This window comes from Pseudomonas sp. E315 (genome assembly GCF_055406205.1).
The window spans coordinates 41,114-67,628 of the sequence record NZ_JBUZPJ010000007.1; the positions used below are offsets into that span (position 1 = coordinate 41,114).

The 26,515-nt window shown below is 56.5% G+C and carries 21 protein-coding genes; 12 read left to right on the forward strand and 9 right to left on the reverse strand.

The genetic code is table 11. The features are described from left to right. Nucleotides 1-47 precede the first annotated feature (47 nt). Nucleotides 48-2,345: a bifunctional acylase PvdQ gene (pvdQ, locus tag ACZRJQ_RS11805; protein WP_463978538.1), complete on the reverse strand. Its 2,298-nt coding sequence runs from the start codon at nucleotides 2,343-2,345 to the stop codon at nucleotides 48-50. Between the two features lie 269 nt (nucleotides 2,346-2,614). On the opposite strand from pvdQ, the gene ACZRJQ_RS11810 reads away from it, so the two are divergent. After that, nucleotides 2,615-3,001, forward strand: coding sequence for a fe2+ zn2+ uptake regulation protein (locus tag ACZRJQ_RS11810; protein WP_463978539.1), 387 nt, complete (start codon nucleotides 2,615-2,617; stop codon nucleotides 2,999-3,001). On the opposite strand, the gene ACZRJQ_RS11815 is transcribed toward ACZRJQ_RS11810, so the two are convergent. After that, nucleotides 2,998-3,186, reverse strand: coding sequence for a hypothetical protein (locus tag ACZRJQ_RS11815; protein WP_463978540.1), 189 nt, complete (start codon nucleotides 3,184-3,186; stop codon nucleotides 2,998-3,000). The genes ACZRJQ_RS11810 and ACZRJQ_RS11815 overlap by 4 nt on opposite strands. 149 nt (nucleotides 3,187-3,335) lie before the next feature. Between ACZRJQ_RS11815 and ACZRJQ_RS11820 the strand changes: the two genes are divergently transcribed. Then, entirely contained in the window at nucleotides 3,336-3,494 is a 159-nt protein-coding gene (locus ACZRJQ_RS11820) for a hypothetical protein (RefSeq protein ID WP_463978541.1), read from the forward strand. Nucleotides 3,495-3,547: 53 nt separating this feature from the next. Here the strand turns inward: ACZRJQ_RS11820 and ACZRJQ_RS11825 are convergent, their stop codons facing one another. The 3 genes from ACZRJQ_RS11825 to ACZRJQ_RS11835 form a co-directional block, all read right to left on the reverse strand. After that, nucleotides 3,548-7,228, reverse strand: coding sequence for a translocation/assembly module TamB domain-containing protein (locus ACZRJQ_RS11825; protein ID WP_463978542.1), 3,681 nt, complete (start codon nucleotides 7,226-7,228; stop codon nucleotides 3,548-3,550). Further along, the gene (locus ACZRJQ_RS11830) at nucleotides 7,225-8,952 is read right to left on the reverse strand and encodes an autotransporter assembly complex protein TamA (protein WP_463978543.1); all 1,728 of its coding nucleotides are present in this window, start codon (nucleotides 8,950-8,952) and stop codon (nucleotides 7,225-7,227) included. The genes ACZRJQ_RS11825 and ACZRJQ_RS11830 overlap by 4 nt, the downstream gene beginning before the upstream one ends. 63 nt (nucleotides 8,953-9,015) lie before the next feature. Beyond that, nucleotides 9,016-9,666, reverse strand: coding sequence for a GNAT family N-acetyltransferase (locus ACZRJQ_RS11835; protein WP_463978544.1), 651 nt, complete (start codon nucleotides 9,664-9,666; stop codon nucleotides 9,016-9,018). A 182-nt stretch (nucleotides 9,667-9,848) separates the two neighbouring features. On the opposite strand from ACZRJQ_RS11835, the gene xthA reads away from it, so the two are divergent. Then, entirely contained in the window at nucleotides 9,849-10,661 is an 813-nt protein-coding gene (gene xthA, locus ACZRJQ_RS11840) for an exodeoxyribonuclease III (protein WP_463978545.1), read from the forward strand. Nucleotides 10,662-10,812: 151 nt separating this feature from the next. Beyond that, nucleotides 10,813-12,129 (forward strand): substrate-binding domain-containing protein, encoded by a 1,317-nt coding sequence (locus ACZRJQ_RS11845; protein ID WP_463978546.1) that lies wholly within the window; start codon nucleotides 10,813-10,815, stop codon nucleotides 12,127-12,129. Nucleotides 12,130-12,154: 25 nt separating this feature from the next. Here the strand turns inward: ACZRJQ_RS11845 and ACZRJQ_RS11850 are convergent, their stop codons facing one another. Next, the gene (locus ACZRJQ_RS11850; protein ID WP_463978547.1) at nucleotides 12,155-13,369 is read right to left on the reverse strand and encodes an acyl-CoA dehydrogenase; all 1,215 of its coding nucleotides are present in this window, start codon (nucleotides 13,367-13,369) and stop codon (nucleotides 12,155-12,157) included. Nucleotides 13,370-13,515: 146 nt separating this feature from the next. Here ACZRJQ_RS11850 and ACZRJQ_RS11855 point away from each other — a divergent pair, with 146 nt between their 5' ends. The 3 genes from ACZRJQ_RS11855 to ACZRJQ_RS11865 are packed head-to-tail and all read left to right on the forward strand — an operon-like array spanning nucleotide 13,516 to nucleotide 15,828. After that, the gene (locus ACZRJQ_RS11855) at nucleotides 13,516-14,481 is read left to right on the forward strand and encodes a LysR family transcriptional regulator (protein ID WP_463978548.1); all 966 of its coding nucleotides are present in this window, start codon (nucleotides 13,516-13,518) and stop codon (nucleotides 14,479-14,481) included. Between the two features lie 26 nt (nucleotides 14,482-14,507). After that, nucleotides 14,508-14,903 carry a MerR family transcriptional regulator gene (locus ACZRJQ_RS11860; RefSeq protein ID WP_463978549.1) on the forward strand — a complete coding sequence of 132 codons (396 nt, stop codon included), beginning with the start codon at nucleotides 14,508-14,510 and terminating at the stop codon, nucleotides 14,901-14,903. Between the two features lie 28 nt (nucleotides 14,904-14,931). After that, a complete protein-coding gene (locus ACZRJQ_RS11865) occupies nucleotides 14,932-15,828 on the forward strand; it encodes a hydroxymethylglutaryl-CoA lyase (protein ID WP_463978550.1) in 897 nt (298 codons plus the stop codon). A 692-nt stretch (nucleotides 15,829-16,520) separates the two neighbouring features. On the opposite strand, the gene ACZRJQ_RS11870 is transcribed toward ACZRJQ_RS11865, so the two are convergent. Further along, complete coding sequence (locus ACZRJQ_RS11870) at nucleotides 16,521-18,221, reverse strand: AMP-binding protein (protein WP_463978551.1); 1,701 nt, start codon at nucleotides 18,219-18,221, stop codon at nucleotides 16,521-16,523. Nucleotides 18,222-18,426: 205 nt separating this feature from the next. On the opposite strand from ACZRJQ_RS11870, the gene ACZRJQ_RS11875 reads away from it, so the two are divergent. The 4 genes from ACZRJQ_RS11875 to ACZRJQ_RS11890 all read left to right on the forward strand — a co-directional run bounded on the left by ACZRJQ_RS11875 (nucleotide 18,427) and on the right by ACZRJQ_RS11890 (nucleotide 24,051). Then, nucleotides 18,427-19,590, forward strand: a complete 1,164-nt coding sequence (locus tag ACZRJQ_RS11875; RefSeq protein ID WP_463978552.1) for an isovaleryl-CoA dehydrogenase — start codon at nucleotides 18,427-18,429, stop codon at nucleotides 19,588-19,590. 11 nt (nucleotides 19,591-19,601) lie between these two features. Next, nucleotides 19,602-21,209: a carboxyl transferase domain-containing protein gene (locus ACZRJQ_RS11880; RefSeq protein WP_463978553.1), complete on the forward strand. Its 1,608-nt coding sequence runs from the start codon at nucleotides 19,602-19,604 to the stop codon at nucleotides 21,207-21,209. Between the two features lie 86 nt (nucleotides 21,210-21,295). Beyond that, nucleotides 21,296-22,111: a gamma-carboxygeranoyl-CoA hydratase gene (locus tag ACZRJQ_RS11885; RefSeq protein ID WP_463978554.1), complete on the forward strand. Its 816-nt coding sequence runs from the start codon at nucleotides 21,296-21,298 to the stop codon at nucleotides 22,109-22,111. Further along, nucleotides 22,111-24,051 carry an acetyl/propionyl/methylcrotonyl-CoA carboxylase subunit alpha gene (locus tag ACZRJQ_RS11890; RefSeq protein WP_463978555.1) on the forward strand — a complete coding sequence of 647 codons (1,941 nt, stop codon included), beginning with the start codon at nucleotides 22,111-22,113 and terminating at the stop codon, nucleotides 24,049-24,051. Before ACZRJQ_RS11885 ends, ACZRJQ_RS11890 begins: the two co-directional genes overlap by 1 nt. A 59-nt stretch (nucleotides 24,052-24,110) precedes the next feature. Here ACZRJQ_RS11890 and ACZRJQ_RS11895 read toward each other — a convergent pair whose 3' ends face one another. Continuing rightward, nucleotides 24,111-24,767, reverse strand: coding sequence for a LexA family protein (locus tag ACZRJQ_RS11895; RefSeq protein WP_463978556.1), 657 nt, complete (start codon nucleotides 24,765-24,767; stop codon nucleotides 24,111-24,113). Between the two features lie 129 nt (nucleotides 24,768-24,896). On the opposite strand from ACZRJQ_RS11895, the gene ACZRJQ_RS11900 reads away from it, so the two are divergent. Beyond that, nucleotides 24,897-25,244 (forward strand): DUF6124 family protein, encoded by a 348-nt coding sequence (locus tag ACZRJQ_RS11900; protein WP_463978557.1) that lies wholly within the window; start codon nucleotides 24,897-24,899, stop codon nucleotides 25,242-25,244. A 51-nt stretch (nucleotides 25,245-25,295) separates the two neighbouring features. Here the strand turns inward: ACZRJQ_RS11900 and ACZRJQ_RS11905 are convergent, their stop codons facing one another. Continuing rightward, complete coding sequence (locus tag ACZRJQ_RS11905) at nucleotides 25,296-26,348, reverse strand: Glu/Leu/Phe/Val dehydrogenase dimerization domain-containing protein (RefSeq protein ID WP_463978558.1); 1,053 nt, start codon at nucleotides 26,346-26,348, stop codon at nucleotides 25,296-25,298. Nucleotides 26,349-26,515 lie beyond the last annotated feature (167 nt).

Here is a 26,515-nt window from a genome sequence, read left to right on the forward strand (position 1 = left end):
TGCCGAGGTGCTTGAATCGCGAGCTGGGCCTCTATATCAGGCTGTTTTTACTTCAAGCGCTCTCGTATCTGCACTGACTGATAGGCCGGATCTGCCTTGATCTGCGCCTCCGTGAACGGCAGTGTTTGCCACTGTTTGTTTGAGAAGGCTAGGGTCTGATCCCGCGAGTGCGCCGAAGCCGGGTCACTGGAGATCGAAAACGCCAGCAAGCCTTGCGCCTGCGGACCATCCTCACCAAAAGTCACGGTTTGCAGGTAGCTGGTGCCACTCACCACTTCGTGCTTGCCGCCTTCGCCCGGTACGCTCTGCATCGCGTTGTACACCCCAAGTGTGGCTGGCCCACCGTGAATGGGTGTTTGTTGATCACCGCTGCTGGCGACCTGAATCTGCCCCCACGTCGCGTTCGGGCTCAATCCGGCCTGTGCCACACGAGTTGCCGAAGCCAGCATCGCTTGGCGCACTGCTTGTACAACGGCGGGCTGATCCAGATTCAGCCCCCTCGGCGTGTGTTGCGGGTCTGCCGGATTAAAGGGCACACGCCACTCATCGGCCACCTCAAGCAGGTGCTCCATGATGTGTTGGAAATGCACCAGCCCAATGCCGCTCTCCAGATTGGCATGCTGGTCCCACGCACTGAGACTGGCACAGACTGACGTGAGCGCTGCATCTTGCTCACCCGCACACAGGGTTAGCAAATCTGGCATGACTTGCCCTGCCAAAAACACCCGATTGTCCATCACCATGCCTTGCAAATCAGACACGCTGATTTTGCCCGGTTGACTCAGGCGTTGCAGGGAAAAACGCGCGCGCGGCCCCAAAGGCTGCCCTTGCTGGCTGATCACCGGCGAATAGCCCGTCAATGGCGCGTTCGGGTTGGCCATCCAGGCGGAGTCATTGGAGTGCTGCACATAATCGTTGCGACGCAGTTGCGGCAGTTTGCTCGCCGGGTAAATACCTTTTTGCGCAGCACGTGGGTCTTCGGTCCAACCACAGGCGCTGCGACTGCCATCGAGCAGAACCATCTCAAGCCCGGCACGCGGGTCGCTGCAGGCCGCCAGTTTGGCCGCATCCACATAGGGCACCACCGACACGTTCATGTACAGCGCCTGCCCTTTGTCATCCACGGCCAGCGTGTTGACCCACGGGATGCCCTGAATAGTGCTGACTGTTGATTGCAACGCATCAAGGCTGCTGGCCTGATTCATCGCGTACCACTGGCGTAGCACACGATCGTTACCCAGATTGGCATCACGCAGGCTGAACGCCACATGATCATTCCAGTCCAGCTTGCCCGGCCATTGCACAATCGGGCCGAACACCGAGCTGTAGATCACCCTGGAAACGGGCTCAATACGGCCATCGGCCTGCTTCACGTTGACGGTAACCTGCTGTTGCTCCAGGGGCCGCGACTGACCATCGAGCAAGTAACGCGTGGCGTCCTTTGGGTCCAGTTCAAGCCGGTACAAGGTGAAGTGCTTGGACGTATCGACCGTGTGGGTCCAGGCCATGTGCTGATTGAAACCGATGTTGATCATCGGCAAACCCGGCAACGCTGCGCCCATCACATTGAGCTTGCCGGGAATGGTCAACTGCATCTCATAGAAACGCATGCCGCCCACCCACGGAAAATGCGGATTGGCAAGCAACATGGCCTGCCCCGTTTGTGAATGCTCGCTGCCAATCGCCACTGCGTTACTGCCTCGATCCAGGGCAAAACGCTGCATGCGCTCGGCGGCCATTTGAAAGCTGGTAGTACCTGACTGGAGCTGAGCCGAGGCTTGCGGTGGGGTCGCTGCCACGAGCGCTTCGGCAAATTGGCCCACGCCGCCTTCGACCAGCAGCCGACGAGTCAGTTTGACCAGATCCAGAGCCGTTATCGGTCGAACCCACGAGTCATTGCATTGCGCTGGCAGCGCGGTGCGCTCGCTCAGTTGACGGTTAAAACCCGCCACATAGCCTTCGATCAGTTGTTGTACTTCGGGGGTTTGCGCCTGCCAAAAGCCGAGTACGGCTTGTGGTGTGTTGAGCCACTTGAAAAACAGATCACTGGACAGGTTGTCCCGTTGCTCAAGCGTCAGCGCCTGAGCACCAAAATGCTGCGAGCGATCGCCATTGACTGTCAGCACTTCATTGGCCAACAGGCACAGGTTGTCTTGCGCATAGGCATAGCCGATGCCGTAACCCAGACCGCGTTCGTCTTCAGCAAGAATGTGCGGGACGCCAAACGTGGTGCGACGAATGTCTGCCGTTGCCTGATGAGCAGGCGCTTGGGCCAAGGCCGACACACTGAGGCCCAAACACAACCCAACCACCCCTGCTTTGCTTAATGGCCTGGAAATAATCACGCGGACTCCTGCTTTATCAATTCGAAAAGCCCGACAGCGCAATCAGTTAAAACCCACCGCCCGGCCAATGCCTGCACTAAAGACGAAGCCGGTGAAAAAAATTTAATCGGGGCTCTAAGCCCAGTACCCTCGGGGCCGGCACATAATTTCGGTGCCATCACGACAAAATTTCTACATTCAAATGTTCATGATTTTGCTCGCTCATTCGTCTAGTTAACTAAGAGCACTTTTTTCTTTATCTGATCAGGCTCTGAAAAGGAGTTTTTTGCATGCACAACCAGCAAATACCAGCGGACGGTAGCCATCAGCAGTGCGATCAGGTTTTTCAGCCCGATGTGGGGCTACTGGGGGCACACGTGCAATTACAAGGTAATGAACGCATTCGTCACTTGCTCAAGTGTTTTGGGCTGCGCACCAGTCTGGTGCGACTTAAGGTCATCGACGCGCTGTTAACAGCGGCAGGCAACAATCGTCGACTCGGGGTGCGCGGCATGCACAGCCACTTGCAGGCGCTGGATATTCCCTTGTCGTTTTTGAGTGTGCGCGAGGTGCTCAAGCGCTTGTGCAGCGAGGGCGTGGTGATACTCAACAGCGATAAAAGCTACAGCCTGCATCCACAGGCTGAAGCGGTACTGATCGGCAAAATCGACGCTTAAATTTTGGTCTTGCGGCGCATAACGCCATTGATCACGACCACAATCACGGCAACGCCGATGGCGATGTACTGGAACATTTTTTCGCTGATCATGCCGGCGTTTTGCATGTACGAAAGACCAAACATGATCCCAAGCACTACCAGTGAGATCAAAATCGAGTATTTCAAGCGCTGCGAAGAGGTCATTACCGGTTCCTGAATTAAGGCTAAAAACGAAAGCCTGAAATTTAACAAATATGTGCGGCTTGTGGAGATGAATTGAAACAAACGAGGTCTCATCTTACAGCCGGGCCAGCTTTTAAGCTGGCATCGGTTCTAACCACAAGGACTGACACATGTTTCGTAGAATCACCCTGCTAGTACCCCTGTTGCTCACCTTGGCCATGAGCGGATGCATTTTGCACCCGGACCACGGCGATAGAGGGAGAAGTGATCGTGGCGGGCACAATGATCATCGCTCGTTCGACAATGGCCACGGCAATCACCGCCGCTGACGCCATGATGTGCGCCAACGTCGGCCCATGCGGCGTTGGCGCGATCCAGCCCCTTAAAAGTCCCGTTTGTAGAAAACATCCAACGAACTGGCAAACCCACTGGCCACTTCGACATACACCCGCTTGCTCAGTTTGTAACGCAACGCAATGGTGTTGGCCGGTTCAAACACCCCGACCCCGTAGCGTACGCTCAAACGTTCATTGATCTGGCCGCTGGCGACCACTTCGGTGCTGGTGCCGCTGCCTTGGGTGTCCAGCTCAAAGTTCTTGAGCCCCAAATGATTCGCCAAGCTGGTCGTGATGCCCGAACTGCCCATTAACCCCAGCCCCAATGCGGCCTGCGCCAGCAGGTTGTCATCGTCGCCCGTCCCGCTCAGTGGGCGCCCCAAAATCAGGTAAGACAACGCCTGCTCCTGGCTCATGCCCGGCTCCGAGAAGATTTGCGTGGTCGGCTGTTCAGCGCTGCCGGTCAGGCGAATACCGGCGATGATGTCGTCGGTCTGACGCACCGCTTCAATATCCAGATACGGCTGGTCAATCGGCCCGGCAAACAATAAGCGCGCCCGTCGTATGGTCAGCCGCTGGCCGTAGGCGCGGTAACGGCCATTGTTCAACCGCAGCTCGCCACGGGTGTCCATGTTGTTGCCAATATGAACCTGCCCCGCCAAATCCGCATTCAGACCAAACCCCGAGAACGTCAGCAGCTCTTGCCCAACGACCACGTTAATGTCCATGTCAATCGCCATTGGCGGCGATGCGTCACCCGCCTCAACTGTTTGCCCAACGATCACCGTGTCATCCGAAACCTTGACCGTAGAGGGCGGCAACTCACGAACCGTAATTTCGCCTTTGGGCACATTGACCGTACCGGCGATCATTAGGGTGTTGTCCGGCTTAAGGGAAATTGTCAGGTTTGGCGCCACATCCAGTTTGGCGTAAGGCTCGACAACAACAGGCAGGTGATTGCCCTTGAGCACCACATTCACCGCCATCGTCTGGCCCCAGGCCAGATTGCCGCTAATGCTGCCCTGACCTTGCTTGCCACTGGTCCAGCCGCCATTGAGCTGAGCTGTTTCGCCAACAATCGTGGCGTTCAGTTGCAAGTTCTGGAAGCTGGTCGGCAGTTGCGGCCCAGAGATCTCCCCCCCGGACAGCGCCACATTACCGTTGATTCGAGGCGCCAATAACCCTCCCGAAATCGAGCCAGAGCCATTGAGCTGGCCCGTGAGTTTCTCAACCATCGGCACAAAGGGACGAATCACCGACACGTCTAGCCCCGAGAGACGGAACTCACCCGTGACGGGTTTGCTTTTCGGCAAAGGGTTGATGCGTGCGTTCAGCATGAGTTGACCGAGCCTGCCCCCATCGAACTCAAACCGCGTATCGACTCGGCTGGGCGTCAGGTTGCTGGTCAATTTGAATGTCTGGTACGGGAAGTCCAGCCATTGGCCTTTGTCCTTGATACGCAAAGTGCCGCCGCTGGCGTCAACCACCACTTGGCCTTTAGGGCCGCTGGCAGGCAAATCCAGCAGCAGGTCAGCATTGAGCAGGCCCTGCCATTGAAAGTCTTTGGGGAACCATTGCGCCAAACTGTCGAGAGGGAATTGCTTGAGGTGAAAGCGCAGCTTGGGGTCTGGCACCAAACGCTGATCTTCACTGCACAAGCTGGCCTGCCCCGATACCCAGCATTGCGCGCCAAGGTTTACCCGGCCATCGGCAAGGCGCTCAAGTCGTGCCGGGGTTTGCAGGGTCCAATTTTGTCCACCGGCCTGAACATCACCACTGAGCAGGCGCCCACGCCAGTTGTCTTTATCCTGACCACCCTCCAGCGCCAAGCCCAGGTGCAAGGTCGGCCCTTGCAGGGCTAATTGCAGTTGCTGACGTTTGATATCGCCACTGCCGTTGACCGTCAGTACGCCCAACTGAGTGTCGCCGGTTTGAATCCCGCTGCCTTTGAGCGCCAGACGACCGCGCTGGGTTTTATCCAGCGTGGCGTCCAGCGTGAGGGTTTGCAGGTGGTTGTCCGCGAAGGCCAGTTGATGGCCTTGCAGCGTCACGTTGCCTTGTGGGGCCTTGAGCGTGCCAGCCATGTCGACGCGGCCCTTGAGCTGACCGCGCAGTTGCGGCCACAGTTGGCCCAGCCGCGGCAAATTCAGATCGAGCTGCGCCTTGAGTTGCTGCTGCAAGCTACCCGTGCCGTTGATGCGGTTGTCGCCTAAGCGAATGTCTAGCGCGCTGACTGTCCAGGCATCGCCTGCACCCACCGCCTTGGCTTGAAGCAGAGCGGGCAAGCCGCGCAAGCGGCCTTTAAGGTCAAGGTTGGCGTCTAGCTCAAGTCGCTCATTTTTGAACGAGCCCTTGCTACGCAATGGGCCAGCAAGGGTGCCCGGCAGTTCGGCCACCCAATACGCGGGGTTGATCGCGCTCAAGTCCAGCGCCGTGTCCCAAGCGACACCCTCGGCAAACTGCACCTTGGCGTAGCCTTTGGCTTTGCCCTGCCCTGCAACTAACTCCAGTTCAGGCAAAAATATCTTGCCCAAGTCACCACTGAACGGGCTGCTGAGGCTGAATGCGCCCGCCGGGCCATCAAGGTCGGCGCTAAAGTTACCCAGATAATTGCCGTCGGTGTAAGAGACTTCGCCCTTGAACCTGCGCACGTCAACGTCAGGTTTGGCGATCACCGGGTACAGGTTGTGCCACGGGAATTGCAACCAGTCGATTTTGGCTTCAGCCGTCAAACCCGTGCGCCAATCCACCTTGCCTGTCAGCTTCAAGCGCTGCTCGGGGCTGAAGGTCAGGTCTAGCGCTGAGATTTGCGCACCATTGGCATCCACACGCCCTTGCAACAATAAACTCACCGGGCCTTTTTCAGCCGGCAAACTGGCGTTGCCGTTCAATTGATAGCCGTCTTTCAAGTCGCCTTTGGCGCTCAACACCACTTGATTGAGCTGCAAAGTATCGGGCAGATCGGGGCTGGCCTTGAACTGCTGTGACGTGATGTTCAAGTGAGCTGGCAGATTCTCTGCCAGCGGCTCAAGGGCGCCCTTGATATCGGCTTCGAGGTAGCCGCTACTGCGCGCCGTGAGGTTCAATGTTTTAAGCAAGTCGCCTTCAACCTTGAGCGCCAGCGCCCACGGTTTTTTATCAGGCGCCGGCAAATTGATAGTGCCTTGCAAGGTCAGCGGCCAATTGCCATTGGGCTGCAATAAACCAGACAGCTCCACGCTCAAGTCTTCACGCTCGACATGCACCGAGTCGATTTGCAAACCTTTGTTTGTCCATTGCGCCGCCATCTGCATGCCCTTGAGCTGCTCGATGCCGTTGAACGCTACGTTGCCCACTTTGATCACACCGACTTCAATCGCCAGCGGCAGTTTGAGATCCGGCAGGCTGATGGGCCCGCTGCTGCTGTCATCACTGGGCGGGAACTGCAAGCTGAGTTGATCGGCTTGCAGTTGGTCGATGCACAAGGTCATGCGCATCAGGCAACCCGGCGACCAGGCAAAAATGGGCCTGTAGACTTCTACGCGGCTGGTGCCCTGCTCCCACAGCAGATGATCGGCGCTCCACTGCCCGCCCAGGCGGCCGGCAAAGTTGTCTATCTGCAAGCCTGGCACGTGGCCCAGCACCCAACGGCTACCCGCTTGCGTGCCGAGAATCACACCCACACTGACAATCACCAACAACACCAGAGCCAACACCATCAAGCCCGCTATTTTCACACCACGCATCACAGCTCAGGCCCCATGGAAAAGTGCAAACGAATGCCGCCATCGTCATCCAGCGCATGGGCCAGATCCAGGCGAATGGGCCCCACGGGTGAGATCCAGCGAATACCCATGCCGACCCCGGTTTTCAGGCTCGGGAAGTCCAGCGTATTAAACGCATTGCCTGTATCGACAAAGGTTGCCCAGCGCCACTTTTCAGCGAATTGATATTGATACTCAACGCTGCCTGCCACCATGTAGCGCCCGCCGATACGGTCACCGTCCGAATTTTTCGGTGACAGGCTCTGGTAGTCATAACCGCGCACGCTTTGGTCGCCACCCGCAAAAAAGCGCAACGACGGCGGAACAGATTTATAGCCATTGGTGGCACTGCCGCCGAATTGAATGCGACCCAGAAAACGGTGTTTTTCCCACAGTGTGGTCAGGGCTTTAAATTGTGCGTTGCCGTGCAACAAGTTGGTGTCTGACATCAGCCCTTCTTTGGCCACTTGAGCGTCCAGCGCCACGCTGTAACCGTGGGAGGGGTCAATGCGGTTATCGCTGCGCAGCACTGAGTAGCTGATACCGGGCATCAGCAAGGTGCTCAGACCTGAGTCATCGCCCAGCCGGTACTCTTCACGCTGCCACCTGAGCGAGATGACTCGCGTCCAGCCGTTATCCAGTTTGCTGTGCCATTCCGGGCCAATTGTCAGCAATTTGCTCAAGGCGTCGGTATTGGCGATGTCTTCATATTGATAACCGGCCGCAAAACGCAGTTTGTCCGTCAGCGGCGGATCCAGCGGGATGTCGTACCAAGCGCCGACGTTTTGTTTGGGTTGGGAGATTTCCGACTCAAAACCGTAGCTGTCGCCACGCGGGTTATCCCAATGACGGATCCAACTGGCCTTGCCACGCGGGCCGGTGTCGGTTGAATAGCCCAAACCCAACGTCATGGTGCGCGGTTTACGCGTATGCAAATCAACGTCCACTGGAATCAACTGGCCTACCGCAGTGCTCGGCGCGGCATCCACGCTCACGGTTTCAAAATAGCCGCTTGATTGCAGGTTTTGGTTGAGTTCGGCCACCAACTCCGAGTCATAGGGCGTGCCGGGAGTAAATGGCACCAAGCGTTGCAGCAAGGTTTCATCGAACGGGGTATCCCCGGCGAATTTAACTGCGCCTAACTGAAAACGCGGGCCGCTGTCGTACACCAGATTGATGTCAGCAAAGCCGCCTTTGGGGTCGACCAATAATTGGTGCTTGATGAACTTGCCGTTAAAAAAACCATAGCGCAGGGCGCGGTTCTGGATCAGACGCTTGGCGTCTTCGTAGCTGCCTTGATTGAGCACTGCGCCGGGTTTGAGGTCGTCACTGGTGGGGATTTGAAACATCTTGAGCGAAGCCGCCGGCCCTTCAACCCGCACCGTCACGTTGCGCAGACGCACCGGCTCGCCGGGATCAATGCTCAACACCAACCGTGGCGGGTCGCCGGGTTTGACTTCGCTTTCAATCTTCGGTTGGTAGTAACCCAGCGCCTGAGAGGCTTTCAAGGCTTGCTCTTGAGCGCCACGTTCGAAGCGTAACAAGGCTTCTTCGTCACGATCACCGAGGCTGCCTATATAGCCTTCCACATTGGCCTTGAGGGCGTTATTCGCGGGCTTGACCTTGACCACTAACTCGCTTTGCGCAACCGCGGCAAAACTGCTGAGCAGCAAGAGCACACCACTGGTAAATCTTCCTGGAAACTTCATAGGCGCGGATGCTATCACGGGCAAGGGAGGTCATAGAGCGCATCATCAGCCAGAAGTTCGCCCTCAAGCCGTTGCGGTATGTAACACCTGCGGGTTGGCATGGAAGAAAACGTGCTCACGTACCGGCCCCACTGCCACTTCGCCAATTTCGACATACCCCTGTTTTTTGTAGAACTCCAAGTAACGGGGGTTGCCGGTGTCGAGTACCACGCCTTCGGAGTTCACATCTTCGGCGCACCAGTTATGCACGGCTTCGAGCAGTTGCTCGCCATAGTGCTGGCCCTGAAACTCTGGGTGAATGCCCAACAGCGGCAGCATGTGTACGGCATCGCCCGGCACACACGCCAGCACTGCTTGGTGGTAGTCCAAATAACGCCGCGTACAACGCAAACCGGTGCTCAATATCATGCGCAACTGCCATGCCCAACTTTCGGTGATGTCCAGCCGACGCACTGGGGGCGCGATCAGGGCAATGCCCACCAATCGATCATTCACCAGCAACCCTAACGCGGGTCGATCCTGACGAAAGTGCTGCTTAACCAGCTCACGCACGGTGGCGCGCACCCGTTGCTCGTAACCACTGCGGTCGGCGTCAAACATGAAGCGAAAAGTCGGCTCATGGCGATAAGCGTGATACAGCAACGAACGGGCCTCACGCGAGTAACCACCATCAAGCAATTGGACCTGGCCTGCAGCGTTCAACGTTTGCGTCATAGCAATCAATCTCCTTGGCGCGGCTTGGATGGCAGCGCTTCTTGTGAGTACGAACCCCCGAATACCCCAACAGTTCAATCATGGCTCGTGAACCTACGTTAGCAGTGCATTTGCATGACTGCACGCTGGCCGCTGAGGCGTCAGTCCGCTAGCATCGCAGTTTTGCTCAGGACTGCCCGCCCATGAAAATCGTTTCATTCAACATCAATGGCCTTCGCGCTCGGCCCCATCAGCTGGCAGCGCTGATCGAAAAACATCAGCCTGACGTCATCGGTCTGCAAGAAACCAAAGTCAGCGATGAGCAGTTCCCGTTTGCTGAGATCGAAGCACTGGGCTATCACGTGCATTTTCACGGGCAAAAAGGCCATTACGGTGTTGCCCTGCTCTCGCGCCAAGCGCCATTACACATCCACAAGGGCTTCGCCACCGATGAAGAAGACGCGCAACGTCGGTTTATCTGGGGCACCTTCGCGGACGAAAACGGCCAGCCAGTGACCATCATGAATGGTTACTTCCCTCAGGGTGAAAGCCGCGACCACCCCACCAAGTTCCCGGCCAAGCAGCGCTTTTACAACGACCTGCAACAGTTGCTCGAAAGCCAGTTCAGCAATGATCAGCCGCTGGTGGTGATGGGCGATATCAACATCTCCCCGCAAGACTGCGACATCGGCATCGGCCCCGACAACGCCAAGCGCTGGCTGCGTACCGGTAAATGCAGCTTCTTGCCTGAAGAGCGTGAATGGATGGAGCGCCTCAAGGGTTGGGGGCTGGTCGACAGCTTCCGTTACCTGAACCCGGACGTCACCGATCGTTTCAGCTGGTTCGACTACCGCAGCCGAGGCTTTGAAGACGAGCCCAAACGCGGCCTGCGCATCGACGTGATCATGACCTCTCAAGGCTTGGTGCCGCGAATCAAGGACGCGGGTGTCGATTACGACCTGCGCGCAATGGAAAAACCGTCTGACCATGCGCCAATCTGGCTGGAACTGAGCTAACTCTGCTGTCTCTTTGTGGGCGCTGGCGATCTGTTAACCCTAAAGATCGCAGCCTTCGTGGCTCGCCAGCTCCCACGAGCAGTGTCATTGGTTTGAAACCTTTCTGACTTAAATTGCTGGCATTTCTATGGCCCCAGGAAGGTGCCCGTAAATGTTGCGTTTTATGTCATTAATTATCTGCTGCGCACTGACAGGTCTGGCCATCGCCGGGCCTGTTGCCGATTTGCGCATTCAAGGTTCAAACACCATCGGCGCCAATCTGGGCCCGGCGCTGGTGGCCGCCATGATGGCAGAACAAGGCTTGCACACCATTCACAGTGTCCCGGCCACGCCTCCCAACGAACACACGCTGATTGGCACCAACGCCCAAGGTCAACGCATTCGCATTGATGTGGCGGCCCACGGTTCAGGCACGGGTTTCAGCGCACTTAAAGCAGGGCAAGCCGATGTGGTGGCGTCATCGCGCCCTATCAAAGATCGCGAGCTGGTTGAGCTGGAAGCCTTGGGCGATCTGAAAAGCCCCAGTGCCGAACATGTCATTGCTATCGACGGGCTGGCAATCATCCTGCACCCAAACAACCCGTTGAATCAGCTCAATACTGAGCAACTGGCCAAAGTGTTCAGTGGCCAAATCAATACCTGGGAAATGCTCGGCGGCATCGGCGGGCCTATCCATTTATATGCCCGCGATGACCAATCCGGCACCTGGGAAACCTTCAAAGAACTGGTACTGAGTCGCAACGGGCAACCGCTAAGCGCCAACGCGCAACGCTTTGAGTCCAGCGAGCAATTGTCTGATGCCGTCAGCCACGACCCACAGGCCATAGGTTTTATTGGCCTGCCTTATATTCGCCAAGCCAAGGCCGTGGCCATTATTGATGGCGCCTCGCAGCCAATGCTGCCCCTTAATAGCCTGATTGCCAGCGAGGACTATCCGTTGTCCCGGCGACTGTTTTTTTACCTGCCGCCTAGCAGCCAAAATCCATTGGCCAAAGCGCTGATCAACTTCACCCAAAGCCCCCAAGGCCAGGCCATCGTTGCGCAAAATGGCTTTGTTGCGCAGAGCATCCAGGCCAGCTCAGTGGTTGCCAGCGCACACATGCCTCAGCAATACCAAGCACTGACGAAACAGGCGCAACGTTTGTCAGTCAATTTTCGCTTCGAAGAAGGCAGCGCCTCGCTGGACAACAAGGCCCGTCAAGACTTGCTGCGTGTGGTCGACTATTTAAAGGCACACCAAAAACTCAACAAACAGGTAACGCTGGTGGGTTTTGGCGATGCCAAGGACAACCCCGAGCGCGCTGAACTGTTGTCAAAGCTAAGGGCCATGACGGTGCGGCGCGAGCTGGCGAAAAACGGCGTGGTGCTGCGTGAGATTCGCGGCTACGGCGCCCAAATGCCCGTGGCGACCAACACGGAAGATGAAGGCCGCCTGAAAAATCGCCGGGTTGAAGTATGGGTGTATTAGCCAACCTGCTACGAAAAGCGGGAATTTAGCCTACGGTTTTGGCGTACTTATCCAGTTCAAACTTGCCCACTGCTGCTCGATGCACTTCATCCGGGCCATCAGCCAAGCGCAGAGTACGTTGCATGGCGTACATATAGGCCAGTGGGAAGTCCCCCGACACCCCTGCCCCGCCATGCAACTGAATCGCCCGATCAATCACCCGCAACGCCACATTGGGTGCGATGACTTTGATCTGGGCGATTTCACTTTTGGCCACTTTATTGCCCACCGTGTCCATCATGTAGGCCGCTTTTAAGGTCAACAAACGCGCCATGTCGATCTCCATTCGCGAATCGGCAATTTTGTCGATATTGCCCCCCAGTCGCGCCAAGGGTTTACCGAACGCCGTGCGTTCCAGTGAGCGTTTGCACATCAGTTCCAGCGCGCGCTCAGCCATGCCGATTGAGCGCATGCAGTGGTGAATACGCCCCGGCCCAAGCCGGCCCTGGGCAATTTCAAACCCGCGCCCCTCACCCAGCAAGACGTTCTCGTAGGGCACGCGTACGTTGTCAAACAGCACTTCAGCGTGACCATGAGGCGCGTCGTCATAACCGAACACCGGCAAAGGCCGGACGATCTTCACCCCCGGCGTATCAACAGGCACCAAAATCATCGAGTGCTGTTGATGCCGTGGGTTCTCGGGGTTACTCAAGCCCATAAAAATCATGATTTTGCAGCGTGGATCGCACGCACCCGACGTCCACCACTTGCGACCATTGATCACCCACTCGTCACCCTCATGCACAGCGCGGGCGGCCATGTTGGTGGCATCAGACGAGGCCACATCCGGCTCTGTCATGGCGAAAGCCGAGCGAATATCACCGCGTAACAACGGCTCAAGCCACTGCTGCTTTTGCTGCTCATTGGCGTAACGCACCAGCACTTCCATATTGCCCGTGTCAGGTGCCGAACAGTTAAAGGGCTCCGAACCCAGCATGGAGCGACCCATGATCTCGGCTAATGGCGCGTATTCAAGGTTGGTCAACCCGGCTCCCCACTCAGACTCAGGCAAAAACAGGTTCCACAGCCCCTCAGACTTGGCCTTGAGTTTCAACGTTTCCATGATTGCGGTCGGCTGCCAGCGATCCTCATGCGCCACTTGCTGATCAAAGATCGCCTCCGCGGGATAGACATAGGCGTCCATAAACGCCGTGACACGCTCACGCAATGCCTGAACTTTCGGGGAATATGCGAAATCCATTGGGGCTACCTTTTGCCGGGGATGTGAGGGGTGATGCTAGAACAGCGCACCTTCATTTACGCGGTCTATTTACGACGTGTATTACCATTCATAAGCAATATATGATTCGCCCACAGCCACACCCCTAACAACAAGAGCTACGCGCCATGAACCTGAGTAAAGTCGATCTCAATTTGTTTATCGTCTTCGACGCCATCTACACCGAGGCCAACCTGACCCGCGCCGGGCAAATCATCGGCATCACCCAGCCGGCGGTGTCCAACGCACTGGCCCGCTTGCGCGAGACCTTCAACGACCCGCTGTTTGTGCGCACCGCCCAAGGCATGGTGCCTACGCCTATGGCGCAAAACATCATCAGCCCCGTGCGCAACGCCTTGGCGTTACTGCGTGTTTCGGTGCAAGAAAGCCGCACCTTCAATCCACTCCAGGCCAACAAAACCTTTCGCATCAGCATGACTGACCTGACAGAAGCGGTGATCTTGCCGCCATTGTTTCAGCGTTTACGGCGTCAGGCCCCGGCCGTGGTGGTTGAAAGCTTTTTGTCACATAGGCGTGAGACCACCAGCGATCTGGCAGCCGGACGCCTGGATTTCGCCGTCGATGCGCCGCTCAATACCGACGCACAGGTGCGTCACGTCAAATTGATGGAAGACCGATATGTATGCGCCATGCGTCAAGGTCACCCCTTAGCCACCAAAGCCAGTATCAGCCTTGATGACTATTTGGCGCTGACGCATATCCATATCTCAACCCGACGTAACGGTCTGGGCCAAGTGGACTTGGCGCTAGGCAAAATCGGCTTGCAACGCAAAATCACTCTGCGCTCCCAGCACTACTTGATGGCCTCCAACGTTTTGCAACACACCGACATGGTGATGACCGTGCCTGAGCGCTTTGCTCGCCGGCACGACCTGCACTTTGTGACGCTGCCCATTCATGAACTGCCCAACGTAGAAACCCATCTCTACTGGCATGAAAGCACCGAACAAGACCCAGCCAATCGCTGGATGCGCGAGCAATTGATTGAGGTGTGCCAGCAGCAATTAGCGCAGGAGAAAAAAGTTGAGGCCACGCGCTTGCTTGACGTAAACGTCAAGCAGCCATTAGCTTAAGGTCATGATTCCTCAAGAGCGCGCCCATGAGCAGCCAGACTTACAGCATTTCCGACCTTGCCCGCGAGCTCGACATCACCACCCGCGCCATTCGTTTTTATGAAGAACAAGGCCTGCTCGCCCCCGAGCGGCGCGGCCAGGAACGTGTGTATTCAGCGCGAGACAAGGTCAGTTTGAAATTGATATTGCGTGGCAAACGCATTGGTTTTTCACTGGCCGAATGCCGCGAATTGATCGAACTTTACGACCCCAGCAGCGGCAACCAAAAACAGTTAACCAGCATGCTGGCCAAAATCGCCGAGCGCCGTCAGCAACTTGAGCAACAGCTTTTGGACATCCAGCAAATGCAGCTCGAACTGGACACCGCCGAAGAGCGTTGCACCCAGGCGCTGGAACAAACGATTAAAAGCCAGACAGCCTGAGCCCTATCACTCACTCAAGGTGCCGCCAATGACCCTTCCTACCCACGTGCGCTTGATTGAAGTCGGCCCACGCGACGGTTTGCAAAACGAATCCCAGCCCATCAGCGTTGAAGACAAAGTGCAATTAGTGGATGCCTTGACCTATGCCGGGCTGGGCTATATCGAAGTGGGCAGTTTCGTTTCACCCAAATGGGTGCCACAAATGGCCGGTTCGGCCGAGGTGTTTGCCCGCATCAAGCGCAAACCGGGTGTGGTGTACGGCGCGTTGGCACCTAACCTGCGTGGCTTTGAAGATGCTGTGGCTGCGGGCGTGAAAGAAGTCGCCGTATTTGCCGCCGCTTCCGAGGCGTTCTCTCAGCGCAATATCAATTGCTCCATCAGTGACAGTCTGGCCCGGTTTGTACCGATCATTGAGACCGCCAAACAACACGGCATCCGCGTACGCGGATATGTGTCGTGCGTGCTGGGTTGCCCATATGAAGGTCACGTCAACCCGCAACAGGTCGCCGTTGTGGCCAAAGCGTTGTATGACATGGGGTGTTACGAGGTATCGCTGGGCGACACTATCGGCACCGGCACTCCCCTCGCCACACGTACCCTGTTTGAAGCGGTAACCGCTTATGTCCCACGGGAAAAGCTCGCCGGGCATTTTCATGACACCTACGGCCAGGCCTTGGTCAATATCTACGCCAGCTTGCAAGAAGGCATCGCTGTGTTTGACAGCTCGATTGCCGGCTTGGGCGGCTGCCCGTATGCCAAAGGTGCCAGCGGTAACGTGGCCACCGAAGACGTGTTGTACATGCTCAACGGCATGGGCATTCAAACCGGGGTCGATATGGACGCATTGTTACTGGCAGGCCAACACATCTGTCACGTATTGGGCCGTGTTACCGGCTCTAGGGTGGCCAAGGCCCGGCAGGGCTAAAAAGTGTGGCGTTGTGTTACCGAGCTGTCACCCAAACGAGTAACACGGAAACAAACCGACCTTTGCCTCAGGTCGGTTTTTTATTGATAAAAATCCAACTCATTGATTTATAAGTATTTTTAAAAGTTGGCACGGGTTCTGCTATCTCTATGGCATAACAAGAATAAAAACTGCAGCAACATAATAAAAACAATACGAAACGACTCTGACATAACAAAAACAACACGGCAGAGACGCAGCTAACAGATTTTTTTGGAGAAGGTGTACTTTTCCGGGGAGCTTAAGAGCCACCTCGCAACCGGGCAGAGAATAATAAAACTACCTTCAGGTAGCACCCGCACAGGTTGGATCACAGGGTTAATAGTCCGTGATAAAAGTGGATCAGCGCTCAAAAAAATACGTTTGCTCTTGATCCCGGATGGGGATCGCAAAAAAACGAAGTAAAGGGTCACGGTGACAAAAACAACAATAAACCGCCCCTCAATAATAAAAAAAGAGCATGCAATGACACATTAAAGGGGAGCTTCGGCTCCCCTTTGTGCTTTCTGTCGTTTTGGCCCCTGCTAAGAACAACAGCAGGAGCGAGCTGGCTCGCGAAGCGCTCAAGATCATCGCGCTCATCCAGCAGGCACGCGTTATCGTTGACGTCCTTCGCGAGCCAGCTCGCTCCTACAGAATGTTTTGCTTGCAGCCTAGGCAGGGTCACTTAACCCCTGGCTTGCCAGCTCCTGAATACTGACCTCACGCATTTTAAATTTCTGGATTTTGCCCGTGACTGTCATGGGAAATGCGTCCACAAACTTGAAATGACGCGGTGTTTTAAAGTGCGCTATGCGCGACTTGCACCATGTCTGCAATTCAAGCTCGTTGGCAGTGTGGCCTGGGTGGAACTTGATCCAGGCGACGATTTCTTCGCCGTACTTTTGGTCGGGAATGCCAATGATCTGGACGTCAGCCACCGCCGGATGGGTAAAAAAGAACTCCTCCAACTCACGCGGGTAAATGTTTTCGCCGCCTCGAATAATCATGTCTTTGTTACGGCCCACGATGCACACGTAACCCTGATCATTCATCACGGCCAAATCGCCGGTGTGCATCCAGCCTTCGCTGTCGATAGCTTCGGCTGTGGCTTGCGGGTTGTTCCAGTAGCCCAACATCACGCTGTAGCCCCGCGTACACAACTCACCGACTTCGCCTCGCTCAACGATATTGCCTTGAGCGTCGATCAACTTGTTTTCAAGCAGCGGGTGGGTACGGCCAACAGTGGTGACACGCAATTCCAGATCGTCCGCTGGCCCCGTCTGCATCGACACCGGGCTGGTTTCGGTCATGCCATACGCAATTTGCACCTCACTCATGTGCATCTCACTGATAACACGGCGCATCACTTCAATCGGACACGTGGCCCCAGCCATGATGCCGGTGCGCAAACTCGATAGATCAAACGACGCACGTTGCGGGTGATCAAGCATGGCGATGAACATGGTCGGCACGCCATACAACCCCGTTGCCCGTTCTTCAGCCACGGCTTGCAACGTTAAACCGGGGTCGAAGGCTTCACTGGGATAAATCATGGTGGTGCCGTAGGCAACACACCCCAAATTGCCCATCACCATACCGAAGCAGTGGTACAGCGGCACCGGAATAACCAGCCGATCATTGACCGTCAACCCAAGGCTGTCGCCCACCATGTAACCGTTGTTAAGAATGTTGCGGTGGCTGAGCGTTGCCCCTTTGGGGAAACCCGTGGTGCCAGAGGTGTATTGGATATTGACCGGCTGATCGGCCTGCACACTGGCCTGTCGTGCGTAAAACTGCTCAAGCGTGACGCCAGTGGCCAGCGTTGCCAGCCGTGACCACGGCAAAAAACCTGCGGGAGGTTGCGAGCTGAGGCTGATCACCCCGCGCAACTCGGTAAAACGCTCATGGGTTAAATGCCCCACTGGGTACTGGGCGATGTCCGGTAGCAGCTCCTCAAGCATGGAATGGTAATCACTGGTTTTAAACTGAGCCGCGCAGACCAACCACTGACAGCCCGACTGTTTGAGCACGTATTCCAACTCTGAAAGCCGATACGCCGGGTTAATGTTGACCAGGATCACGCCAATTTTGGCGCTGGCGAACTGGCAAATAAACCACTCCGAGCAATTGGGTGCCCACACCCCAAGTCGATCACCGGCTTGCAACCCTAATGCCAGCAGCGCTCGGGCATACAGGTCTACCGCCTGAGCCAATTGCCCCCACGTGAAGCGCCGTTGTTGATGGCGCACCACCAGCGCTTCACCCTCTGGGTAGCGTGCCGCCGTTTGATCAAATGCCTGCCCAATGGTCATCGCCAATAGGGGTTTACCCTGCGCCCCTTGGCTGTAACTGGGAAGTGATTGCGACTTCATGACAACTCCTTTTGTGATTGTTTTCGGAGCATGAGTTAAGCGCACGCAAGCGCACTCTCAAGTGAAGAATCGTAATCACTCTGACTTAAGTTGACGTTAACGTAAAGGTCGTTGACAGCCCTTCACTCCAAGTTTACGTTAACGTCAAGCTTGCCCAGGGCGATGCCATAAACGCCCCCCATAAGAACAACGATCAAGGTGTCCCATGAGCTACCCGACTTTGAACTTCGCCTTGGGCGAAACCATCGACATGCTGCGCGAGCAGGTACAAGCCTTCGTCGCCGCAGAGCTGGCCCCACGGGCCGCGCAAATCGACAAAGACAATCTGTTCCCGGCCGACATGTGGCGTAAATTCGGCGACATGGGCCTGTTGGGGATTACGGTTTCAGAAGAGTACGGCGGCACAGGCTTGAGCTACTTGGCCCACGTGGTGGCGATGGAAGAGATCAGTCGCGGCTCAGCTTCAGTCGCCCTTTCCTACGGCGCGCACTCCAACTTGTGCGTCAACCAGATCAATCGCAATGGCACCCACGCGCAAAAACTCAAATACCTACCCAAACTAATTAGCGGCGAGCACATCGGCGCCTTGGCCATGAGCGAGCCCAATGCCGGGTCTGACGTGGTGTCAATGAAGCTGCGCGCCGACAAACGTGGCGACCACTTCGTGCTCAATGGCAGTAAAACCTGGATCACCAACGGCCCGGATGCCAACACTTACGTGATCTACGCCAAAACTGACATTGAAAAAAACGCACATGGCATCAGCGCATTTATCGTCGAGCGTGACTGGAAAGGCTTCAGCCGCAGTAAGCATTTCGACAAGCTCGGCATGCGCGGCTCCAACACCAGTGAGCTGTTCTTCGATGACGTTGAAGTGCCTGAAGAAAACCTGCTAGGTACCCTGAATGCGGGGGTCAAAGTGCTGATGAGCGGCCTTGATTACGAGCGCGTGGTGCTCTCGGGCGGGCCTACCGGAATCATGCAAGCGTGCATGGACATCGTGGTGCCTTACATCCATGACCGTAAGCAATTTGGCCAAAGCATCGGCGAATTTCAGCTGATTCAGGGCAAGGTCGCAGACATGTACACCCAGCTCAATGCCAGCCGCGCTTACCTGTACGCCGTGGCTGCTGCCTGCGAACGCGGCGAAACCACGCGCAAGGACGCCGCAGGGGTGATTTTGTACAGCGCCGAACGCGCCACACAAATGGCTCTCGACGCGATCCAGATTTTGGGCGGCAACGGGTACATCAATGAATTCCCGGCGGGCCGCCTGCTGCGTGACGCCAAGCTGTATGAAATTGGCGCGGGCACCAGTGAGATCCGCCGCATGTTGATTGGTCGCGAACTGTTTAACGAAACTCGCTAAGGAGCGCGCGCATGTCCATCTTGCCCACGACCATTAACCCGCGTTCAGCAGAATTCGCCGCCAACCGCGAGGCCATGCTGCATCAAGTTCAAGCCCTTAAAACGCTGCTGGCCCACGTACAACAAGGCGGCGGCACCAAAGCCCAGGAGCGCCACACCTCGCGTGGCAAGTTGCTGCCTCGCGAGCGCATTGATCGCCTGCTCGACAGCGGCTCGCCCTTTCTTGAGCTCAGCCAGTTGGCCGCCCACGGCGTGTACGGCGAAGACGTTCCAGCGGCAGGAATAATCGCAGGCATTGGCCGGGTTGAAGGCGTGGAGTGCATGATTGTGGCCAACGACGCCACAGTCAAAGGCGGTTCGTACTACCCGCTGACCGTAAAAAAGCACCTGCGGGCACAAACCATTGCCGAGCAAAACCGCTTGCCGTGTATCTATTTGGTGGACTCCGGGGGCGCCAACTTACCGCGCCAGGATGAAGTGTTCCCGGACCGCGAACACTTTGGACGGATCTTCTTCAACCAAGCCAACATGAGCGCACAGGGCATCCCGCAAATCGCGGTGGTGATGGGGTCTTGCACCGCCGGAGGAGCCTACGTGCCTGCAATGGCCGACGAAGCAATCATGGTTCGTCAGCAAGCAACGATCTTCCTCGCCGGGCCGCCGCTGGTTAAAGCCGCCACGGGCGAAGTGGTCAGTGCCGAAGACTTGGGCGGCGCCGATGTTCACTGCAAGGTTTCTGGCGTGGCCGACCATTACGCCGACAGTGACGAACACGCACTGGCGTTGGCCCGGCGCAGTGTGGCCAATCTCAACTGGCACAAATTAGGCCGCGTGCAGCAACGCACCCCGCAGGCACCGCTGTACAGCAGCGAAGAGTTGTATGGCGTGGTGCCCGCCGATGCCAAGCATCCATTCGATGTGCGCGAAGTGATTGCGCGGTTGGTGGATGGCTCGGTGTTTGATGAGTTCAAAGCCTTGTTCGGTACCACGTTGGTGTGTGGTTTTGCGCACCTGCATGGCTATCCGATCGCGATTTTGGCTAACAACGGCATCCTGTTTGCCGAAGCGGCGCAAAAAGGCGCGCACTTTATTGAGCTGGCGTGCCAGCGCGGCATTCCCTTGGTGTTTTTACAAAACATCACCGGCTTTATGGTTGGGCAAAAGTACGAAGCAGGCGGTATTGCCAAGCACGGGGCCAAATTGGTGACTGCCGTGGCCTGCGCCAAAGTCCCGAAATTTACGGTCATTATTGGCGGCAGTTTCGGCGCAGGTAACTACGGCATGTGTGGGCGTGCTTACGACCCGCGTTTTTTGTGGATGTGGCCAAACGCGCGCATTGGCGTGATGGGCGCAGAACAGGCCGCCGGTGTGCTGGTGCAGGTTAAACGTGAACAGGCCGAGCGCAATGGTGTGGCGTTTTCCAGTCAGGAAGAGCACGAAATCAAGCAGCCGATCCTTGACCAGTATGAACATCAGGGCCACCCCTACTACTCCAGCGCACGCTTGTGGGATGACGGCGTGATTGACCCGGCGCAAACCCGCGACGTCTTGGCGCTGGGCTTGTCAGCGGCGTTGAACGCGCCCATTGAGCCGACGCGCTTTGGTGTGTTCAGGATGTAACGCCACCCAATTTTTTTGTAGGAGCGCGTTGCCCCTATCGCATGCAGGCTCGCGCCTACACGTACAGCCATTAAGGACTGACGAACATGATCGATTTCAACACCGTGCAATTGCACACCGACCCCCGGGGTTTTGCCACCCTGTGGTTGAGTCGCGAGCAAAAAAACAACGCCTTTAACGCCGAGATGATTCGTGAGTTGATCCTCGCTCTCGACGCCGTACAAAGTGACACCAGCCTGCGCTTTTTGGTCGTGCGCGGGCGCGGCAAGCATTTCAGCGCCGGGGCAGACCTTGAATGGATGCAGCAATCCGCCGAGCTGGACTATCACACCAACCTAGATGACGCTCGGCACTTGGCCGAGTTGATGTACAACCTGGCCAAATTGAAAATCCCGACGCTGGCCGTGGTTCAAGGCGCAGCCTATGGCGGCGCACTGGGCTTGATCAGCGCCTGCGATATGGCCATCGGCGCAGATGACGCACAGTTCTGTTTATCCGAAGTGCGCATCGGCCTGGCGCCTGCTGTTATCAGCCCGTTTGTGGTGCAAGCCATTGGCGAACGGGCTGCACGGCGCTACGCCCTGACCGCCGAACGTTTCAACGGCGAGCGTGCGCGCGAACTGGGTTTGCTGTCAGAAAGTTACCCTGGCGCCGCACTTGAACAACACATCGCTCATTGGATCGACAACCTGTTGCTCAACAGCCCGCAGGCCATGCGCGCTTGCAAAGACTTGCTGCGCGAAGTCAGCCACGGCGCCCCGACTCCGGCCATTCGCCGATACTGCGAAAACGCTATTGCGCGGATTCGGGTCAGCCCTGAAGGCCAGGAAGGCTTGCGGGCTTTTCTGCAAAAACGCAGCCCGAGCTGGCAAACAGCAACATCGACTCAGGAGCCGCGTTAATGAGCGCCCCTCTTATCACGTCAATCTTGGTAGCCAACCGCGGCGAGATTGCCTGCCGCGTGATGCGCACAGCTAAAGCGCTGGGCCTCAACACCGTGGCGGTACACAGCAGCACCGACCGTGATGCAAGGCATTGCCGCGAAGCCGATCTATGCGTGGATCTTGGCGGCAGCAAGGCTGCTGACAGTTACCTGAAAATCGACAAAATTATCGCCGCCGCCAAAGCCAGCGGCGCACAAGCGATTCATCCCGGTTACGGTTTTTTGTCTGAAAACGCTAACTTCGCCCGCGCCATCGAAGAAGCCGGGCTGGTGTTCCTCGGCCCGCCCGCTTCAGCGATTGATGCGATGGGCAGTAAATCGGCCGCTAAAGCCCTGATGGAAGTCGCTGGCGTGCCTTTGGTGCCGGGTTATCACGGTGAAGCACAAGACGCTGAAACCTTTCGGGTCGCAGCTGAACGCATCGGTTATCCGGTACTGCTCAAAGCCACCGCTGGCGGCGGTGGCAAAGGCATGAAAGTGGTGGAGGACGTCAGCCAACTGGCTGACGCGTTGGCCTCTGCTCAGCGTGAAGCACTGTCCTCATTTGGGGATGCGCGGATGCTGGTTGAAAAGTATGTGCTTAAACCACGGCATGTCGAAATTCAGGTTTTTGCTGATCAGCACGGTAACTGTCTGTACCTCAATGAGCGGGACTGCTCGATCCAGCGGCGCCACCAAAAAGTCGTCGAGGAGGCCCCTGCCCCCGGCCTGAGCGCAGAACAACGCCGAGCGATGGGCGAATCTGCCGTACGGGCCGCGCAAGCCATTGGTTATGTCGGGGCTGGCACCGTGGAGTTCCTGCTTGATGCACGGGGGGAGTTCTTCTTTATGGAGATGAACACCCGCCTGCAAGTGGAACACCCGGTCACGGAAGCCATCACTGGGCTAGATCTGGTGGCATGGCAAATTCGCGTGGCGCGTGGCGAAGCATTGCCCATCAGCCAAGCCGAAGTGCCATTACGCGGTCACGCGATTGAAGTGCGCTTATACGCTGAAGACCCTAGCAATGACTTTTTGCCGCAAACCGGTCGGCTTGAGCTGTACCGAGAATCGGCGGCTGGCCCGGGACGACGCGTGGACAGCGGCGTGAGTGAAGGGGATGAGGTTTCGCCTTTTTACGACCCGATGCTTGGCAAGCTGATTGCCTGGGGCGAAGACCGTGAACAGGCACGCCTGCGCCTGCTAGCGATGCTCGACGAATTCGCCATTGGCGGGCTCAAAACCAACTTGAGCTTTTTGCGGCGCATCATCAGTCATCCGGCCTTTGCATCAGCCCAATTGGACACTGGATTCATCTCGCGTTATCAAGATCAACTTCTGCCTGCGCCGCAGCTATTACCCACAGCCTTTTGGGAGGTCGCTGGCGAAGCCTTTCATCTAAGTCAGACGCCAGCGGCACGCAAAGATGACCCGTACTCACCTTGGTCGGCGAACACCGGTTTTCGCAGCGCATTGCCCGCCCAAACCTTACTGGCCTTGAGCTGTCAGGGTGAGCAGCGGGTCATCCAGCTCAGCGAGCCGTCAGCGACCTTGCGCGGCGATCAATTAGTGATTGAGCATGCGGGGGTTCGCCGACAGCATCTGGCAGTTCGGCGGGCTGAGACCTTGTACGTGCGCTGGGATGGCGAATTGCACGCCGTTAGCCTCTATGACCCGATTGCGGCCGTAGGCGCCGCTCACGGGCAACAAGGGGGGCTGAGCGCGCCGATGAATGGCAGCATCGTGCGCGTTTTGGTGGCGCCGGGTGAAACGGTCGAGGCTGGCGCTCAATTGGTCGTGCTCGAAGCCATGAAAATGGAGCACAGCCTGCGCGCGCCCCATGCGGGCGTTGTAAAAGCCTTGTTTTGTGAAGAAGGTGAGATGGTCAGCGAAGGCACTGTGCTGATCGAAATGGAATAAAAAAGGCGGGTACCGTTTAACGGTATCCGCCTTTTTCAATGCGCCTGTTCAGGGTTGGCTCAAAGCTTGGTTGTGGCCTGCACCACCACGCCAATCACCCGGCAACGCTCATCAAACAGCGTTTTGGGGTAAGTCGGGTTCAGCGGCTTGAGGTAGCGCTGACCACTCTCTTCGATTAACTGGCGAAAGGTCGCTTCTTCAGAGTCAGGCGTGTGCGCAATTACCATCTTGCCGGGCTCAGGTTCAATGCTCGGGTCAACCAGGATCATCATGCCATGCGCAATGCTGACGCCCACGGGGGCAGTCATTGCGTCCCCCGTGACCTGCAGCCAAAACGCAGTGCCTTTAGCGTAATGATCACTGACCTCAAACACAGTGTCTGGCGCATAACGCGCCTGCGTATTCTCGTTTAATTGGCACACCATCGCCCAGTCACTGACCGGGTAGCGAAACGCTGAGGTGATGTCGTAATTGCATTCACCAACGTCTGGCGCATCTGCCAGAGCGCCACGCTCACGAATTACCAGTGCAACTTCCAAATGCTCAAGCCCCAAGGCATCCAGCACTTTGTTCATCGTCGGCAGGTCTGGCTGACGGCGTTTATTTAGCCAATGGCCAACACCGCCCTGAGATGCCCCTACGCGCTCGGCTAGCTTTTCTTGCGTGAGCTTGAGCTCACGTAATTTGGTTCTGACTAAAGCGATCCATTTATCCATCTGCGGAACAATACGGAATGAATCTGGAGCAACAATACACATAATGTATTATTTATAAGTTATCAAAAAATACTAAACGTACTAACCTAGATTTGCTGATTCGATTAATCCCAGAGACGCAGGTAAATCATGACTTCCATCCCCAAAAATCCTTTGCCTACAGAATCCGATCCAGAGCTTGAGGCATTAAAGGACAGCGCTGCTACCCAGCGCGCACTGGACTATTATTTGAAACCGGCTGTTTCCTCGCATACGCCTGAAGATAAAGTCTTTGCAGCACGTAATGGGCTGAGCCACGAAGAGGCCATCGTACACGCCTCCGATTTACTGCGTTGCGCCATTGCTACGGCTCATGAGTCCGCTGTTACTTTGCAAGGTGCTCATCGCGACCTGGCCTTCAGCGTGGTCTACATCATTGAAATGGCCAAGCTGCTGGTAGACAAGGCGATTGATACCCAGAAGTTACCTGCGCACTGATACAAAAAAGGCGTTGGCAAACTCTTGGCAGAGTGAACCAACGCCTGTTGATCAAGCGTTCAGACGTTCCTGAGCGAGACTGTCAGCAATCGCGGTCGTGTTGCGATCCTCAGCCTTGGCGCGCAAAAAGATCTGACGCAAGGTGTCACCAATACCTTCTACGTGATGGCGGACCTGCTCGGGCGTGCCGCCGTTATATTCGTAGGACACATCAATGATGCCCCCGGCATTAATCGCGTAATCAGGCGCATGCAAGCAACCACGACGCCACAATTGGTCTGCATGCGAGGCGCTGGCCAGTTGATTGTTCGCGGCCCCTGCAATGACGGGCGCTCGCAGCAACTGCAAAGTTTCATCGTTAATGATTGCGCCCATCGCACAGGGCGAGAACACATCCACTTCCAGCCCGTAAATATCCTGAGCGCTGACTGCCTGTGCGCCCAGTTCTTCAACGGCGCGTCGAACATTAGCCTCTTGAATATCGTGTACCCACAACTCGGCCCCTGCGGCCTTGAGTTGCTGCGCAAGGTTAAAACCCACTTGCCCCAACCCCTGAATCGCCACGCGCAAGCCCGTGAGGTCAGCGCTGCCCAAGCGCTGCAAAACAGCCTCGCGCAACCCCATAAACACACCCAGAGCCGTTGAAGGTGATGGGTCACCACTGCGCGTGCCACCGCCAATGTCTTCACGTACACCCGCGCCGACCACATGGCGAGTGCGTTGGCCCATTAGCGCCATTTCAGCAACACCTGTGCCTGAGTCGGCAGCGGTGATGTAGCGCCCACCCAAACTCTCGACAAACCCACCCATAGCCTGAAACAACGCCTCGGTTTTGTCTTTGCGCGGGTCAGCGATGATCACGGCCTTGCCGCCGCCTAATGGCAACCCCGCCAATGCCGATTTGTACGTCATGCCCCGAGACAATCGCAGCACGTCGTTCAACGCTTGCTGCTCATCGGCATAAGGCCACATCCGGCAACCACCCAACGCTGGGCCAAGGCGCGTGTTGTGCACCGCAATAATGGCCTTCAGACCGGTGCGCTTGTCGTGACAGAACATGACCTGTTCATGCTGATCGAATTCAGGGTGAGCAAAAATCGGCATTTCGTTTCTCTCTTGTTTTTAGCCTGTGAGGGTGAGCCAGACCGAAAAGTCAGTTTGCGACCCGGCGCGTAAATGCAACATCCACAACAAAAGAGTGAAGGTTTAATGCGGGATTTTTCTTTCTAAAATTCCGAAATTGTTCTGCTAACCTGCATGAACTTTCCAAA

Bases quoted from the DNA above. Each gene is read 5' to 3' on its own strand.
- ACZRJQ_RS11905 (WP_463978558.1), bottom strand. From the start codon at position 26,348: ATGCCGATTTTTGCTCACCCTGAATTCGATCAGCATGAACAGGTCATG.
- ACZRJQ_RS11895 (WP_463978556.1), bottom strand. From the start codon at position 24,767: ATGGATAAATGGATCGCTTTAGTCAGAACCAAATTACGTGAGCTCAAG.
- ACZRJQ_RS11885 (WP_463978554.1), top strand. From the start codon at position 21,296: ATGATCGATTTCAACACCGTGCAATTGCACACCGACCCCCGGGGTTTT.
- ACZRJQ_RS11835 (WP_463978544.1), bottom strand. From the start codon at position 9,666: ATGACGCAAACGTTGAACGCTGCAGGCCAGGTCCAATTGCTTGATGGT.
- ACZRJQ_RS11860 (WP_463978549.1), top strand. From the start codon at position 14,508: ATGAGCAGCCAGACTTACAGCATTTCCGACCTTGCCCGCGAGCTCGAC.
- ACZRJQ_RS11830 (WP_463978543.1), bottom strand. From the start codon at position 8,952: ATGAAGTTTCCAGGAAGATTTACCAGTGGTGTGCTCTTGCTGCTCAGC.
- ACZRJQ_RS11845 (WP_463978546.1), top strand. From the start codon at position 10,813: ATGTTGCGTTTTATGTCATTAATTATCTGCTGCGCACTGACAGGTCTG.
- ACZRJQ_RS11855 (WP_463978548.1), top strand. From the start codon at position 13,516: ATGAACCTGAGTAAAGTCGATCTCAATTTGTTTATCGTCTTCGACGCC.
- ACZRJQ_RS11900 (WP_463978557.1), top strand. From the start codon at position 24,897: ATGACTTCCATCCCCAAAAATCCTTTGCCTACAGAATCCGATCCAGAG.
- xthA (WP_463978545.1), top strand. From the start codon at position 9,849: ATGAAAATCGTTTCATTCAACATCAATGGCCTTCGCGCTCGGCCCCAT.
- ACZRJQ_RS11810 (WP_463978539.1), top strand. From the start codon at position 2,615: ATGCACAACCAGCAAATACCAGCGGACGGTAGCCATCAGCAGTGCGAT.
- ACZRJQ_RS11850 (WP_463978547.1), bottom strand. From the start codon at position 13,369: ATGGATTTCGCATATTCCCCGAAAGTTCAGGCATTGCGTGAGCGTGTC.
- ACZRJQ_RS11880 (WP_463978553.1), top strand. From the start codon at position 19,602: ATGTCCATCTTGCCCACGACCATTAACCCGCGTTCAGCAGAATTCGCC.
- ACZRJQ_RS11890 (WP_463978555.1), top strand. From the start codon at position 22,111: ATGAGCGCCCCTCTTATCACGTCAATCTTGGTAGCCAACCGCGGCGAG.
- ACZRJQ_RS11820 (WP_463978541.1), top strand. From the start codon at position 3,336: ATGTTTCGTAGAATCACCCTGCTAGTACCCCTGTTGCTCACCTTGGCC.
- ACZRJQ_RS11875 (WP_463978552.1), top strand. From the start codon at position 18,427: ATGAGCTACCCGACTTTGAACTTCGCCTTGGGCGAAACCATCGACATG.
- ACZRJQ_RS11815 (WP_463978540.1), bottom strand. From the start codon at position 3,186: ATGACCTCTTCGCAGCGCTTGAAATACTCGATTTTGATCTCACTGGTA.
- ACZRJQ_RS11870 (WP_463978551.1), bottom strand. From the start codon at position 18,221: ATGAAGTCGCAATCACTTCCCAGTTACAGCCAAGGGGCGCAGGGTAAA.
- ACZRJQ_RS11865 (WP_463978550.1), top strand. From the start codon at position 14,932: ATGACCCTTCCTACCCACGTGCGCTTGATTGAAGTCGGCCCACGCGAC.